This window comes from Streptomyces mesophilus (assembly GCF_040300965.1).
In the GTDB taxonomy this organism is placed as follows: Bacteria; Actinomycetota; Actinomycetes; order Streptomycetales; family Streptomycetaceae; genus Streptomyces; species Streptomyces mesophilus_A.
Genome location: NZ_JBEPEW010000172.1, coordinates 1 through 15,338 on the forward strand (window position 1 = coordinate 1; position 15,338 = coordinate 15,338).

Genomic DNA, 15,338 nt, shown 5'->3' on the forward strand with positions numbered 1-15,338 from the left:
TTGGGGGCTTCCCGCGGGTGCGCGGTGGGCGTGGGTTTTCGTGGTGGGTGGGGGCGGGGGTGGGGTGCTTGCTCATTCGGGCAATGGCACCGTGGCCGCGAAGGGTCACCGTCTCCGACGGGAGTGCCCGAATGACAATGCACCCCACCCCGTCCCCTCACGCCGTCACGCGACTGACGGCCGGTGGCGTGTTCCGGTCCATTGCACGGGTGGGTTTCGTTCCGCCGGTACGCGGCTGCGGGCCGGTGGGGTTTCTGCCGGACGCGGCTGCTGCTTCGTCCGAGCATCGGGGGCGCAGGGGGCGGAGCCCCGGCAAAGGCACGGACCGGCTACGCCCCGACTCCCACCCTCCCCCACCCCGCCTGCCCACCCGCCCCTGGGCCACCCTGGACTGAGCGTTCACATCCAGCCCGTCCGGCGCTTGAGGACATCCGAACGAAGTTCGGATACGGGGCCTGGGGCGAAGCCCCAGTTTCGGGAAGGGGCGGGTAGGGGAAAGGCGCCCGCCGCAGGCGCCCACCCGCACCCCCACCGCTGACGAGACCGCAGGCGCCAGCCACCCGCACCGCGCACCGAAACCGCACCCGCGCGAACGCCTCAGCCCTCCTCGAGCACCCGCTTCAGCTCCCCCAGCCGCTCCCGCCAGAACTCCTTGTACGCCGCCACCGCGTCAGCGTCCGTCAGCTTGTGGTGGCCGAGGGTGATCTGGGTCTTGTGTGGACCCTTGACCGTCAGGAAGACGGAGATACGGCTGGTCCCGCCGTCCCAGTCCGCGGTGAGGGACTTGCCGGCGCGGTGGGTGCGCAGGGTCAGGTCGGCGTCCGGGAGCCAGCGGCGCCGGGCCGCCTCGTCCACGAAGGCCTCCGTGACGCGCTCGGCCGGCACGTTCACGGTCTTGTTGCCGGAGGCCTCCCAGGTGCCGTCGCAGGACTGGCCGACCTCGCGCATCCCCCGTTCCTGCTCGTATCCGACGGTGATCGACTGGGCGTGCCAGCCGTTCACACCGTGCTCCTCGCGCAGATGCCGGGCGATCTCGGTGTGGCCGCGCTGGTGCGCACCCCACTTGTCGAGCACGGCGAACCAGCCGACCCAGTCCTTGCCGGTGGACTCGCTCAGGACGGCGGCCGACAGCTTCTCGGTGATCTTCTTGCCGGCGCCGGTGCCGGTGCCAGTACCAGTGCCGATACCTGCGCCGGCGCCAGTGCCCGTACTGGTACGGGCACCAGTACCAGTTCCGGTTCCAGTCCCGGTCCCCGTTCCAGCGCCGACACTCGCGCTCGTGCCGGTGCCCTGACCGGCCCCTGGGGCAGTGCTCTTCCCGGTACTCATGGGGCCGACGGTAGGCCGGACGCCCGCGCCGGGCAAACGTGCGCCCGGGACCACCCGGCAAACCTGCTCCGCCCCTTCGCCCCTTGTTCATGTACAGACAACGCAGCCCGCCTAGGTTCTCGAACCGCGCGACCCGTCGCCGTACCCGGCGCGCGGGGTGACCCCCACCACCTGGAGTGACAGTGGAACGTCGGACCTTCCTGCGCGGCGCGGTCATCGGCAGCTCGGCGGCCGCCTTCGGCGGCACGCTGTGGCGAGGCGCCGCCTTCGCCGACCCCGCCCAGCCCGGCACCGGCCCGTACGGTGCACTCGGCGCGGCGGACGCCAACGGGATCCAGCTGCCCGCAGGGTTCAGCAGCAGAGTGATCGCCCGCTCCGGACAGAAAGTCGGCTCCACCTCGTACACCTGGCACAACGCCCCGGACGGCGGCGCCTGTTACGCGGACGGCTCGGGCTGGATCTACGTCTCCAACTCGGAGATCAGTCCCAGCGGCGGCGCGGGCGCGGTGAAGTTCTCCGCGACCGGCGCGGTCACGGGCGCGTACCGCATCCTCTCCAACACCCGCACCAACTGCGCCGGCGGCAAGACCCCCTGGAACACCTGGCTCTCCTGCGAGGAGGTCGACCGCGGGTACGTCTACGAGACGGACCCGTGGGGTGTGAAGGCGGCGGTCCGCCGGGACGCGATGGGCCGCTTCAAGCACGAGGCCGCCGCCGCCGACCCCGTACGCAGGACGATCTACCTCACCGAGGACGTATCCGACGGCTGCTTCTACCGCTTCACACCCACCACTTGGGGCGATCTCTCGGCCGGAAAGCTGGAGGTCCTGAAGATGGGCTCGGGTACGAGTGGCCCGGTGACCTGGGCCCAGGTGCCGGACCCGAGCGGCGCCACCGCCACCCGCGGCCAGGTCTCCGGCGCCAAGCGCTTCAACGGCGGCGAGGGCTGCTACTACGCGGACGACACCTGCTGGTTCACGACCAAGGGCGACAACCGCGTATGGCAGTACAACGCGGCGGCCTCGACCCTCGAACTCGCCTATGACGACTCACTGGTGAGCGGCCCGCCGCTGACCGGGGTCGACAATGTGACGGGTGCCGCGTCCGGCGATCTGTTCATCGCGGAGGACGGCGGGAACATGGAGATCTGCATGATCACGCCGGACGAGGTCGTCGCCCCGTTCCTCAGGATCACCGGCCAGTCGGGCTCCGAGATCACCGGCCCGGCGTTCTCGCCCGACGGCACGCGTCTGTACTTCTCCAGCCAGCGCGGTACGAGCGGCAGTTCCTCGGGCGGGATCACGTACGAGGTGACGGGGCCCTTCCGGAGCTAACCCGCAAGGAGCCTGCGCCCCAGCGGAGTCAGCGTGTGCAGCACACTGCTCCCGTCGCGGACCGTCGACAGCAGGCCCGCCTCGCGCAGCACGGAGGCGTGCTGGCTGGCGGAGGCCGGTGACACCCCGACCCTGCGGGCGAGTTCACCGGTCGTACAGCCGCCGTCGACGGACGCGAGCACGGCCGAGCGGGTGCGGCCGAGCAGCCGGTCGAGGGGCTCACGCCCTCCGGCCGGCCGCCCGGCGCCCGTCCCCGTGCGGCGGACCGGATAGACGAGGACCGGCGGCAGCTCCTCGTCGACCAGGGTGACGGGTCTGCGGGCGCAGAAGTACGAGGGCACCAGGACGAGTCCGCGCCCGCCGAGATGGATGTCGTGCTCCATCGGATAGTCGGCCTCCAGGACCGGAGGATTCCACCGCAGCACCGGCCGCAGACCGGCGAGCATCCCCTCCGTACCCCCGTCGAGCAGCCCCCGCAGGGCGATCGCGCGGTCGGCGTCGACCTGGGCGTGCACGCGGTCGAGGTAGGGCGCGACGCTCGCCCGGTGGTAGTCGCGCAGACTGCCGGTGAGCAGCCCGAGCGTGTGCCGGTCGCCGTCGGCGAGCGGCCGCAGCCAGGTGGGTACGCCGCCGGGAAAGCCGCCCATCCGGTCCAGCTCGTCGGCGAGTTGGGCGCGCGGGGTGCCGGCCAGGGCGTCGAGGCTCTCGCCGAGGGAGGTGTGCAGTGCGCTCGGGGTGAGGAAGTCGGGGAAGTTGCCGCGCGCCGGTATCAGCGCGCCGAGCACCCCGATCGCCCGCCTCCCGCGCTCCGGATCGGCGCCGAGCCGGTGGCGGGCGCCGGCCCGCCAGCCGTCCAGTTCGCCCGGAGCCCAGCGGTCGCGCAGCCGGTGCAGGCTGAGCACGGTCTCCCAGAGCAGATGCGCCCGCTCGGCGATCCGTACGCGGGTGAGATCCGCTCGCGTGAAATGGATCCGCAGCACGCCTGTATCCCCCGATCCACGGCGCCGGCGATTCGGTCCCGTCCAACGACCGCAGTACGCCGGCCTCAGCTATTCGGACTGACCCGAAAGGCCTCGCGGTTCCTTCTTAGCGCGTCGAGGATGGTGCGGGTATGGCTCGTACCGGGATTCGGGGGGAGCCCCGGACGAGGAGAAGGGGGCGCCCCCGCACAGGGCGCCCCCTTCCTCCACAAGCCGGGGCCGGCGACGAACCGGTGAGGGTTTGTCAGGGCATGACCCGCCGACGGCCCCGGTGGTTCAGCGCAGGATCAACGGCTGTCGCTGCCCTGCGAAGCCGCCGCCGCACGGCCGGCCTCCAGACGCGCGACCGGGATACGGAACGGCGAGCAGGACACGTAGTCGAGCCCCACCTCGTGGAAGAAGTGCACCGACTCCGGGTCACCGCCGTGCTCACCGCAGACGCCCAGCTTGAGGTCGGGGCGGGTCTTGCGGCCCTGCTCGACGGCGTACTTCACGAGCGTACCGACGCCGTCCTTGTCGATGGTCTCGAACGGCGAGACCCCGAAGATGCCCTTCTCCAGGTACGCGGTGAAGAAGCTGGCCTCGACGTCGTCGCGGCTGAAGCCCCACACGGTCTGGGTGAGGTCGTTCGTACCGAACGAGAAGAACTGCGCGGCCTCCGCGATCTGGCCGGCGGTGAGCGCGGCGCGCGGCAGCTCGATCATCGTGCCGATGGTCAGCTTGAGGTCGATGCCGGTGGCGGCCTCGATCTCGGCGATCACCTGGTCCGCCTCGTCCTTGACGATCTCCAGCTCCTGGACGGTGCCCACCAGCGGGATCATGATCTCGGCCCGCGGGTCGCCCTTGGCGGCCTTGCGCTCGGCGGCGGCCTCGGCGATGGCCCGTACCTGCATGGTGAACAGGCCGGGGATGACCAGGCCGAGGCGTACGCCGCGCAGACCCAGCATCGGGTTCTGCTCGTGCAGCTTGTGCACGGCCTGGAGCAGGCGCAGGTCGTTCTCGTTGGCGTCCTTGCGGGACTCGGCGAGCGCGACGCGGACGGAGAGCTCGGTGATGTCGGGCAGGAACTCGTGCAGCGGCGGGTCGAGCAGACGCACCGTCACCGGGAGCCCGTCCATCGCCTCGAAGAGCTCGACGAAGTCCTTCTTCTGCAGCGGGAGCAGTTCCTTGAGGGCTTCCTCCCGCTCGTCGTCGGTGTCGGCGAGGATCAGCTTCTCGACCATCTCGCGGCGCTCACCGAGGAACATGTGCTCGGTGCGGCACAGGCCGATGCCCTGCGCGCCGAAGCGGCGGGCGCGCAGCGCGTCCTCGGCGTTGTCGGCGTTGGCGCGCACCCGCAGGCGGCGCTTGCCGTCGGCGAAGGACATGATGCGGTGCACGGCGGCGACCAGCTCGCCGGCCTCCTCGGCGCCGGCGTGCATCCGGCCCTCGAAGTACTCGACGACGGGCGAGGGCACGACGGGCACCTCACCGAGGTAGACCTTGCCGGAGGAACCGTCGATCGAGACGACGTCGCCCTCCTCGATCACCACACCGCCCGGCGCGGTCATCCGCCGCCGCTTGGTGTCGACTTCGAGCTCCTCGGCGCCGCAGACGCAGGTCTTGCCCATGCCGCGGGCGACGACGGCGGCGTGCGAGGTCTTGCCGCCGCGCGAGGTCAGGATGCCCTCGGCCGCGATCATGCCGTCGAGGTCGTCGGGGTTGGTCTCGCGGCGGATCAGGATGACCTTCTCGCCCGAACGCGACCACTTGATCGCGGTGTACGAGTCGAAGACGGCCTTGCCGACCGCGGCACCCGGCGATGCGGCGATACCGCGGGCGAGCTTCTCGATCTTCGAGTCCTCGTCGAAGCGCGGGAACATCAGCTGCGCGAGCTGCGCGCCGTTGACGCGCTGGAGCGCCTCGGCCTCGTCGATCAGGCCCTGGTCGACGAGCTGCGTGGCGATACGGAACGCGGCGGCGGCGGTGCGCTTGCCGACGCGGGTCTGGAGCATCCACAGCTGGCCGCGCTCGATCGTGAACTCGATGTCGCACAGGTCCTTGTAGTGCGTCTCGAGCGTCTCCATGATCTGCATCAACTGGTCGTACGACTTCTTGTCGATGTTCTCGAGGTCCGCGAGCGGCACGGTGTTGCGGATACCGGCGACGACGTCCTCGCCCTGCGCGTTCTGCAGGTAGTCGCCGTACACGCCCTGGTGGCCGGAGGCGGGGTCACGGGTGAAGGCGACGCCGGTGCCGGAGTCGGGGCCGAGGTTGCCGAAGACCATCGAGCAGACGTTGACCGCGGTGCCGAGGTCGCCCGGGATGCGCTCCTGGCGGCGGTAGAGCTTGGCGCGGTCGCCGTTCCAAGAGTCGAAGACCGCGGTGATGGCGAGATCCATCTGCTCGCGCGGGTCCTGCGGGAAGTCGCGGCCCGCCTCGGTCTTGACGATCTTCTTGAACTGCTTGACCAGCTTCTGCAGTTCCGGGGCGTCGAGGTCGGTGTCGACCGTGATCTTCTTGGCCTTCTTGGCGGCTTCGAGGGCGTCCTCGAAGAGCTCGCCGTCGACGCCGAGGACGGTCTTGCCGAACATCTGGATGAGGCGGCGGTAGGAGTCCCACGCGAAGCGCTCGTCGCCGGACTGCTTGGCGAGGCCCTTCACGGAGGCGTCCGAGAGACCGATGTTGAGGACGGTGTCCATCATGCCGGGCATCGAGAACTTGGCGCCCGAGCGTACGGATACGAGCAGCGGGTCGTCGGCCTGCCCGAGCTTCTTGCCCATCTTCCGCTCGAGGGCGTCGAGGTGCTCACTGACCTCTTCGCGCAGCTCAGCGGGCTCCGTGCCGCTGTCGAGGTAGACCTTGCAGGCCTCGGTGGTGATCGTGAAGCCCGGAGGGACCGGCAGACCGAGATTGGTCATCTCGGCGAGGTTGGCGCCCTTTCCGCCGAGGAGGTCCTTGAGGTCCCTGTTGCCCTCGGTGAAGTCGTAGACGAACTTCTGCTTCTTGTTTTCCGACACGGGTCTCGACTCCTCGAGGCTCGGTGGCTGCCCTGACGTCGAGGAACATACCCAGATCGAAGGCGTCTGAGGAGATACACCTGAGCGCCTTACGGCCGTAACCACCCGTCCGCCAGCAGATCGAAAGTGACCCTTCGGTAGGCGAAGTTTTCATCCCCCGAAGGGAGCTTGACCTCATCGAGAAAGATCGCGCTCACATGAGCGAGATCTGAAGCATTTGATTTCAAGTCTTGAACGCAAAAAGGGTGGCACCCGGTGCCACCCTGCATGCTCCAAACACGTTCAAGATCCGCTCATGTGAGCAGCCACCTTCTCAAGGTGGCGAGTATCACTCAACGATCGATCATCAATCGCGCGCTGTTCTCAGCTTCCGGACGCGTACCGCCCAGTTTCCGGACGCGCCCACCGCACCCTCCGGACCCCGCTCAGCCCCCGGACGTGTCCAGCTCCGCCTCTTCGCTCACACCCGCGCAGTCGTACGGGTCCTTGAGCCAGCCGTCCGGCAGCACGACCCGGTTGTTGCCCGACGTACGGCCGCGCGGGCCGTCCGCGCCGACCGGCCAGGCCTGGTCCAGATCCAGCTCGTCGAGCCCGGCGCGCAGCTCGTCGAGGGACGAGGTGATCGCCAGCCGCTTGCGCATCTCGGAGCCGACCGCGAAGCCCTTGAGGTACCAGGCCACATGCTTGCGGAAGTCGATGACACCGCGTGCCTCGTCGCCGATCCACTCACCGAGCAGCGTCGCGTGCCGCACCATCACTTCCGCGACCTCTCGAAGCGAAGGAGCCGCGGGCGCCCGGGTGCCTTCGAAGATGCCGACCAGGTCCCCGAAGAGCCACGGCCGCCCCAGGCAGCCGCGTCCCACGACCACTCCGTCGCAGCCGGTCTCGCGCATCATGCGGACCGCGTCCTCGGCGGACCAGATGTCGCCGTTGCCGAGCACCGGGATCTCGGGCACGTGCTCCTTGAGGCGGGCGATCGCGGACCAGTCCGCCGTACCGCCGTAGTGCTGTGCGGCCGTGCGCCCGTGCAGCGCGATCGCCGTGACGCCCTCCTCGACCGCGATACGGCCCGCGTCGAGATAGGTGATGTGGTCGTCGTCGATGCCCTTGCGCATCTTCATCGTGACCGGCAGATCGCCGGCCCCGCTGACGGCCTCGCGCAGGATCGCGCGCAGCAGATGACGCTTGTACGGGAGGGCCGAACCGCCGCCCTTGCGTGTGACCTTGGGGACCGGGCAGCCGAAGTTGAGGTCGATGTGGTCGGCCAGGTCCTCCTCCGCGATCATGCGGACGGCCTTGCCGACGGTGGCCGGGTCCACTCCGTACAGCTGGATCGAGCGAGGCTTCTCGGTCTCGTCGAAGTGGATCAGCTGCATGGTCTTCTCATTGCGCTCGACCAGGGCGCGCGTGGTGATCATCTCGCTGACGAACAGGCCCTTGCCGCCGGAGAACTCCCGGCACAGGGTGCGGAACGGTGCGTTGGTGATCCCGGCCATGGGCGCGAGCACGACCGGCGGCTGCACGTGGTGCGGGCCGATCGTGAGCGAGGGGGCGTCGGCTGCGGTGGGGGCCGGCGAGGCTGTCACGGGGGTCTGGTCGAGCGCGGTCATCCCGCCATTGTCGCGTACGCGACCCACTGGCGGACAGGGTCTTTAGTTAGGCGTACTTTTGATGCATGTCGTTGTCTCACCCCGCCCTCGACGAACCCCTGACCCACCGCCGGCGCATGCTGATCCTCGCGATCTGCTGTATGAGCCTGCTGATCGTCAGCCTCGACAACACCGTCCTGAACGTGGCCCTGCCGTCCATGCGCAAGGAACTCGACGCGGACGTGGCGGGCATGCAGTGGACGATCGACGCGTACACCCTGGTCCTGGCCTCGCTCCTGATGCTGGCCGGCTCGACGGCGGACCGGATCGGGCGGCGCAAGGTCTTCATGACCGGGCTCGTCCTCTTCACGATCGGCTCGGTGCTCTGCTCGCTCGCGCCCAGCCTGGAATCGCTGATCGCGTTCCGGATGGTGCAGGCCGTGGGCGGTTCGATGCTCAACCCGGTGGCGATGTCGATCATCACCAACACCTTCACCGAGCCCAGGGAACGCGCCCGCGCCATCGGCGTCTGGGGCGCGGTCGTCGGTATCTCGATGGCGGCCGGACCGCTGGTCGGCGGGCTGCTCGTGGACACGGTCGGCTGGCGCTCGATCTTCTGGGTCAACCTGCCGGTCGGCCTCGCCGCCCTGCTCCTGACACTGCGCTACGTGCCCGAGTCCCGCGCCCCCAAGCCCCGGCGCCCCGACCCCGTGGGCCAGATCCTGGTGATCGCCCTGCTCGGCTCCGTCACGTACGCGATCATCGAGGCGCCCGCGAAGGGCTGGCTCTCGGCGGAGATCCTCGTCTTCAGCGCGGTGGCCGTCTGCGCGCTGGTCTCTCTCGTCCTGTACGAGCGGCGGCGGGACGAGCCGCTCATCGATCTGCGGTTCTTCCGCAGCGCGCCGTTCAGCGGGGCGACCGTGATCGCGGTGAGCGCCTTCGCCGCGCTCGCCGGCTTCCTCTTCCTGTCGACGCTCTACCTGCAGGACGTACGCGGGCTAGACGCCCTGCACGCCGGACTGTGGATGCTGCCGATGGCGGCGATGTGCTTCGTCTGCGCGCCGCTCTCCGGGCGGCTGGTGGGCAGCCGGGGGCCGCGGATCTCCTTGCTGGTGGCGGGAGTCGCGATGACCGTGAGCGGGGTGCTGTTCGCGGCCTTCGAGGCGGAGACCTCGAACACCACGCTCGTGATCGGATACGTGGTCTTCGGCATCGGCTTCGGCTTCGTCAACGCCCCCATCACCAACACCGCCGTCTCCGGCATGCCCCGCGCCCAGGCGGGTGTGGCCGCCGCGGTGGCCTCGACCAGCCGCCAGGTGGGCGGGACGCTCGGGGTCGCGGTGATCGGTGCGGTGCTCGCGGCGGGCATGGCCTCGTCCGCCTCCTCGTCCACGGACTTCGTCGAGGCGAGCAAGCCCGCCTGGTGGATCATCGCGGGCTGCGGTCTGAGCGTCCTTGTGGTCGGCGCGGTGACCAGTGGCCGGTGGGCGCGCGGGACGGCGATCCGTACGGCCGAGCGGCTCGAGCACACGGAGGCGGCGGAGGCATCGGTCAAGGTGTGACGCCGGGCGCGCGCGGCGCCTCGAAACCTGTCCGCGTGCTTGCGAGGCCGTCTGTGAAAAAATAGGGATGCATGCGACACCTCACCACCTCAGTAGGCGGGGTAGAGACGTTCTACCGGGAAACGGGCCCCGAGGACGGACCGGTAGTGCTGCTGCCGCACGGTTATCCCGGGTCGTCGTTCGTGTACCGGCATCTGATGGCCGCGCTGGGTGACCGATGGCGGCTGATCGCCCCGGACCTGCCCGGCTTCGGCTACAGCGCGACCCCTGCTCCGGAAGAGTTCGGTTACACCTTCGACGCCTACGCCGAGTTCCTGTACGACTTCACCCAGCACCTCGGCCTGACGCGCTACGTGATCTGGCTGCACGACTACGGCTCCCAGTTCGGGCTCCGGCTCGCGATGCGCGCACCGGACCGGGTGGCGGGACTGATCATTCAGAACGGCGACATCTACGAGGACGCGTTCGGGCCCAAGTACGACGCCCTACGGCAGTTCTGGGCCGACCCGGGCCCCGAGTCGCGTCGCGGGATCGCCGCCCACGTCAGTTCGGAGGGCTTCCGCGACGAGTTCGCCGGCGAGCTGCCCGACCACGTCGCGGACCGGATTCCACCCGACCTGTGGACCTTGCACTGGGCGCTCATGCAGACTCCCGAACGCGTGGCGAACCTGATCCGGCTCCTCGAGGACCAGCCGAGCACACTGGCGTGGTTCGACCGTCAGCGCGCCTACCTGCGTGAGCACCGGCCCGAGACGCTGATCGTGTGGGGGCCGCACGACGGGTACATGCCCGAAGCCGCGGCCCGCGCCTATCACCGCGACCTTCCCGAGGCGGAGTTGCATCTGCTCGACGGCGGCCACTGGCTCCTCGAGACCCACCTCGACGAGGTGGTCCCCCTGGTCCGCGCATTCCTCGATCGCGTTCTGCCGTCGGCGGCGTCATCGCCGTGACGTGGCGCGGGCAGACGCGGCAACAGCAACGGCCCGCAACTCCCTGGGAGTTGCGGGCCGCCGGCTTGCCTGGGTCAGCTGTTCTCGGTGCCCTCCTGCTGCGCGTCGTCGGTGTTCGACGCGCCCTGCGCACGTTCCTGCATCTTGCGTACGAGGTCCTGCTTGAGCTCCTCGGCCGTCTTGCGGTCGTTCGCGCGCGAGGTCGCGGAGCCGGCGTCGTTCCTACGGGACAGCTTCTTGCGCTGCCCGCCCACGCCGAGCAGGTTGTTCCGGCTCTTGGCCACGGGTGTTTCCCATCAGGTGAGAGAGATGAAGGTTTTTTGGGGGCGGGGTCGGGCCCGCCGGATCTCACTCGTAGATCGGGAGGTGAAAGTACATGGGGCGACGGTACCGGAGGGCGAGTGGCGGTTGCACCGGAATTGCCGCGCGAGTGACAGATGACAGCTGACAGATGTTGAAATCTGTCAGCTGTTAGGTCAAGCTGGTGGCAGCACCGCCCCAGGCGTCCGGCACCTGCCCGCCCGGGCATCCGGCGCCCGCACCGCACGCCAACCCAAGGAGCCCCTCATGCGCACCACCACCCTCGGCACCACCGGTCCCCGGACCTCCGCCCTCGGCCTCGGCTGCATGGGGATGTCCGCCCTGTACGGGGACGCCGACCGCGCCGAGTCCCTCGCCACGATCCACGCCGCGCTCGAAGCGGGCATCACGCTGCTCGACACGGGCGACTTCTACGGCATGGGCCACAACGAACTGCTGATCAACGAGGCGCTGCGCACCGCCCCCGCCGCCCGCCGCGAACAGGCGCTCACCAGCGTCAAGTTCGGCGCCCTGCGCACCGTCGAGGGCGGCTTCACCGGATACGACGGCCGGCCGGACGCGGTCAAGAACTTCGCCGCGTACTCGCTCCAGCGCCTGGGCACCGACCACATCGACATCTACCGGATCGCCCGCGTCGACCCGGACGTGCCGATCGAGGAGACGGTCGGCGCGATCGCCGAGCTGGTGGAGGCCGGGCACGTACGGCATATCGGCCTCTCCGAGGTCGGCGCCGAGACCCTGCGCCGGGCGTCCGCCGTCGCGCCGATCTCCGACCTGCAGATCGAGTACTCGCTCATCTCCCGCGGCATCGAGGCGGACATCCTGCCGACGGCCCGTGAGCTGGGCATCGGCATCACCGCGTACGGAGTCCTGTCCCGCGGTCTCATCTCCGGCCACTTCACGCGCGACCGCAAGCTCGCCGCGAACGATTTCCGCGGGATGAGCCCCCGTTTCCAGGGCGAGAACCTGGACCGCAACCTCGATCTGGTCGACGCCCTGCGCAAGATCGCCGAACAGAAGGGCGTCACGGTCGCGCAGACCGCGATCGCCTGGGTCTCGGCACAGGGCGAGGACATCGTCCCGCTCATCGGCGCCCGCACCCGCGCCCGCCTCCAGGAGTCCCTCGGCTCGCTCGACATCACCCTGGACGCCGCCGATCTCGCGGCGATCGAGCAGGCCGTCCCGGCCGACGCCGCCGCGGGCGAGCGCTACCCGGCGCAGCAGATGGCACACCTCGACAGCGAGCGCTGACAGGCCCCCCGGGTACGGTTCCCCCCATGGCCACCGAAACGCTGACCGCCGAGCGCATCCTCGCCGCGACCGAGGACGTGCTGCGTCTGTACGGACCCGCCAAGGCGACCGTGGTCGACGTGGCCCGCGCGCTCGGCGTCAGCCACGGCAGCGTCTACCGCCATTTCCGTACGAAGGCGGCGCTGCGCGAGGCGGTGACGAAGCGGTGGCTCGACCGGACCACGCGGGAGCTGAGCCGGATCGTCGCCGACCGCTCGCGCAGCGCCGAGGACCGGCTGGCGTCCTGGAACGTGGCGCTGTTCACCGCCAAGCGCAAGAAGGCGGGGGCCGACCCGCAGCTGTTCGCCACGTACGAGGTGCTGCTGCGCGAGAACAGCGGGGTGGTCGACGAGCACATCACCGAGCTGGTCGGCCAGTTGGTGCAGATCGTCCAGGACGGTGTGGCCGCGGGAGATTTCACGCCGGTCGAGGGAAACGTCGAGGCCACGGCCCGCGCGGTGTTCGACGCGACGATCCGCTTCCACGACCCCGTATACGCGGCCGAGTGGTCCAAGCCCGGGATCGAGGCCGAGATGGATGCCCTCCTGGCCCTCCTCGTGAACGGCCTCAAGCGCCGTCCGTAGCCGGACCCGCGCGCCGGAATGTAGGAGTGCGTTCAGGTCTTGGCAAGACGTGCGGCAGATGTTGTCGCAGGAGTTCCGATGCCGAAGGCGGGAACCGCGCATCCTCTTGACGCGGCCATGCTCGGACAGTTCAATCACGCCGTGAGTTAAGCGGGTTGGGGGGCCCAGGACCTATTTCTGCGCGGTCGGCCATCGCTCGCCGCCCCGCTCACTGCGTCAAGTCTTCAACTAATGAGGGTCTTCAACCGATGAGGGCCGTACGGCATCAGTGCACGCGTTCCACGTGACGGCAAGGAGCCGCGGATGAGAAGACGCACGTGTACCCGGTCCAGGATCTCTGTGGTGGCGGCCTCGCTCGCCGCCCTGCTCGCACCGCTGGTGCCCGCGTGGGCGGCGGCACCGGAGGCCGCCACCGCACCCGCCTACCTCGACTCCCGGCAGTCCACCGAGCGCAGGGTCGCCGACCTCCTCGGGCGTATGACGCTCGAGGAGAAGATCGGCCAGATGACACAGGCCGAACGGGCCGCGGTCGCCGAGGACCCGACGCTGGTCAGGACGCAGATGCTCGGCTCGCTGCTCTCGGGCGGCGGCTCCACACCGGCCGAGAACACCCCGGCCGCCTGGGTCGAGATGGTCAACGGCTTCCAGGAGCAGGCGCTGCGGACCCGCCTCAAGATCCCGCTCCTGTACGGCATCGACGCGGTGCACGGCCACGGCAATGTGCACGGCGCCACGGTCTTCCCGCACAACGTGGGCCTGGGCGCCACCCGCGACCCGCGCCTGGTGGAGCAGGTCAACCGCGCGACCGCCGAGGAGGTACGGGCCACCGGTATCCCCTGGAACTTCGCGCCGTGCCTGTGCGTCTCGCGCGACGCGCGCTGGGGCCGTGCCTACGAGAGCTTCGGCGAGGACCCGTACCTGGTCGCGCAGATGGCCGTCGCCGTCGAGGGACTGCAGGGCGACGGCGGCAAGGGCCGCGGCTTCGACGAGGACGAAGTCCTCGCCACTGCCAAGCACTTCGCCGGTGACGGCGGCACCCGCTACGACACCGCCACGGCCGAGGCGAACGAGGGCAAGCCCTGGTGGGAGCAGAAGTACACGATCGACCAGGGCATCACCGTCACGAGCAAGCGGGACTTCCAGCGACTGCATCTCGCGCCCTACGGCCCGGCGGTCGACCGGTACGGGGTCGGCAGTGTGATGCCCTCGTTCTCCAGTGTCGACTGGACCGAGGACGGCGTCGGCAACCCGACCAAGATGCATGCCCACCGTGATCTGCTGACCGGCACGCTCAAGGGCCGGATGGACTTCGACGGTTTCGTCATCTCCGACTGGGAGGGCATCCACCAGATACCCGACCCGGCCGATCCGGCGAACACCGGCCTGACCGCGTACAAGGTCCGTACGGGCGTGAACGCCGGTATCGACATGTTCATGGAGCCCAACACCTCCCGGCAGTTCCAGGACCTGCTGCTCGCGGAGGCCGCCGCGGGCCGCGTATCCCAGGCGCGTATCGACGACGCCGTGGGCCGCATCCTGACCAAGAAGTTCGAGCTCGGCCTGTTCGAGAACCCGTACGCCTCCGCCGACGACCTGGACGAGGTCGGCAGCCGTGAGCACCGCTCCCTGGCCCGCTCGGCCGTCGCCAAGTCCCAGGTGCTGCTGAAGAATTCACGCGGCGCGCTGCCGCTGTCCGCCAAGGACAGCATCTACGTGGCCGGGCGCAATGCCGACGACATCGGCAACCAGGCGGGCGGCTGGACGATCACCTGGCAGGGCGCGTCCGGCGATCTCGTCCCGGGTGACACGATCCTGGACGGCATCCGCCAGGTCGCCCCGCGTGCGGACGTCACCTACAGCGCGGACGCCTCCGCTCCTACGGAGGGCGCGGACGTCGGTGTGGTCGTCGTCGGGGAGACCCCGTACGCCGAAGGCTACGGAGACGTCGGCGGGCCCGAGTGCGGCTGGTGCACACCGGCGCAGCAGGAGGAGAAGTCGCTGACGCTGCAGGCCACTGACCAGGCGGTCGTGGACAAGGTCTGTGCCGCCGTGGACACCTGTGTCGTCCTGGTGGTCTCCGGGCGCCCGCAGATCGTGGCCGATCCCGGGGGCAGGATCGACGCTTTGGTGGCCTCCTGGCTGCCGGGCAGCGAGGGCGCGGGCGTCGCGGATGTGCTCTTCGGCAGGAAGCCGTTCACCGGGCGGCTTCCGGTGACCTGGCCGGCCACCGCGGCCCAGGAGCCCATCAACATCGGTGACGCGGGCTACCGGCCGCAGTACCCCTTCGGCTGGGGCCTGCGCACCGGGGGCCACGGCGGCGACCGGGACGCCCAGGCTCTCGACCGGGCTCAGGCGGCGGTCCTCGCGGGCACGGCGCCCGCCGACTGGGCGGAGCTCATC

The 15,338-nt window shown here is 69.8% G+C and carries 11 protein-coding genes; 6 read left to right on the forward strand and 5 right to left on the reverse strand.

Annotation, left to right across the window (positions count from 1 at the left end; all coding sequences use genetic code 11):
* Positions 1 to 597: 597 nt before the first annotated feature.
* A complete protein-coding gene (locus ABT367_RS36050) occupies positions 598 to 1,329 on the reverse strand; it encodes a hypothetical protein (protein WP_352257506.1) in 732 nt (243 codons plus the stop codon).
* Between the two features lie 182 nt (positions 1,330 to 1,511).
* Here ABT367_RS36050 and ABT367_RS36055 point away from each other — a divergent pair, with 182 nt between their 5' ends.
* On the forward strand, positions 1,512 to 2,663 hold the full coding sequence (locus tag ABT367_RS36055) for an alkaline phosphatase PhoX (protein WP_352257507.1): 1,152 nt from the start codon (positions 1,512 to 1,514) through the stop codon (positions 2,661 to 2,663).
* On the opposite strand, the gene ABT367_RS36060 is transcribed toward ABT367_RS36055, so the two are convergent.
* The 3 genes from ABT367_RS36060 to dusB all read right to left on the reverse strand — a co-directional run bounded on the left by ABT367_RS36060 (position 2,660) and on the right by dusB (position 8,252).
* On the reverse strand, positions 2,660 to 3,643 hold the full coding sequence (locus tag ABT367_RS36060; RefSeq protein WP_352257508.1) for an ArsR/SmtB family transcription factor: 984 nt from the start codon (positions 3,641 to 3,643) through the stop codon (positions 2,660 to 2,662). The genes ABT367_RS36055 and ABT367_RS36060 overlap by 4 nt on opposite strands.
* A 287-nt stretch (positions 3,644 to 3,930) precedes the next feature.
* Entirely contained in the window at positions 3,931 to 6,642 is a 2,712-nt protein-coding gene (ppdK, locus tag ABT367_RS36065) for a pyruvate, phosphate dikinase (protein WP_352257509.1), read from the reverse strand.
* Positions 6,643 to 7,067: 425 nt separating this feature from the next.
* Positions 7,068 to 8,252, reverse strand: coding sequence for a tRNA dihydrouridine synthase DusB (gene dusB, locus ABT367_RS36070; protein ID WP_352257510.1), 1,185 nt, complete (start codon positions 8,250 to 8,252; stop codon positions 7,068 to 7,070).
* A 65-nt stretch (positions 8,253 to 8,317) separates the two neighbouring features.
* Between dusB and ABT367_RS36075 the strand changes: the two genes are divergently transcribed.
* Both ABT367_RS36075 and ABT367_RS36080 read left to right on the forward strand, forming a co-directional pair.
* On the forward strand, positions 8,318 to 9,793 hold the full coding sequence (locus tag ABT367_RS36075) for an MFS transporter (RefSeq protein ID WP_352257511.1): 1,476 nt from the start codon (positions 8,318 to 8,320) through the stop codon (positions 9,791 to 9,793).
* A 71-nt stretch (positions 9,794 to 9,864) separates the two neighbouring features.
* Entirely contained in the window at positions 9,865 to 10,743 is an 879-nt protein-coding gene (locus ABT367_RS36080; RefSeq protein WP_352257512.1) for an alpha/beta fold hydrolase, read from the forward strand.
* A 74-nt stretch (positions 10,744 to 10,817) separates the two neighbouring features.
* Here the strand turns inward: ABT367_RS36080 and ABT367_RS36085 are convergent, their stop codons facing one another.
* Positions 10,818 to 11,027: a DUF6243 family protein gene (locus ABT367_RS36085; RefSeq protein WP_352257513.1), complete on the reverse strand. Its 210-nt coding sequence runs from the start codon at positions 11,025 to 11,027 to the stop codon at positions 10,818 to 10,820.
* A 283-nt stretch (positions 11,028 to 11,310) separates the two neighbouring features.
* On the opposite strand from ABT367_RS36085, the gene ABT367_RS36090 reads away from it, so the two are divergent.
* The 3 genes from ABT367_RS36090 to ABT367_RS36100 all read left to right on the forward strand — a co-directional run.
* Positions 11,311 to 12,315: an aldo/keto reductase gene (locus ABT367_RS36090; RefSeq protein WP_352257514.1), complete on the forward strand. Its 1,005-nt coding sequence runs from the start codon at positions 11,311 to 11,313 to the stop codon at positions 12,313 to 12,315.
* A gap of 26 nt (positions 12,316 to 12,341) precedes the next feature.
* Positions 12,342 to 12,938 carry a TetR family transcriptional regulator gene (locus ABT367_RS36095; protein WP_352257515.1) on the forward strand — a complete coding sequence of 199 codons (597 nt, stop codon included), beginning with the start codon at positions 12,342 to 12,344 and terminating at the stop codon, positions 12,936 to 12,938.
* A 303-nt stretch (positions 12,939 to 13,241) separates the two neighbouring features.
* Positions 13,242 to 15,338 (forward strand): glycoside hydrolase family 3 protein (locus ABT367_RS36100; protein ID WP_434975615.1); only part of this gene is annotated, 2,097 nt, incomplete at its 3' end.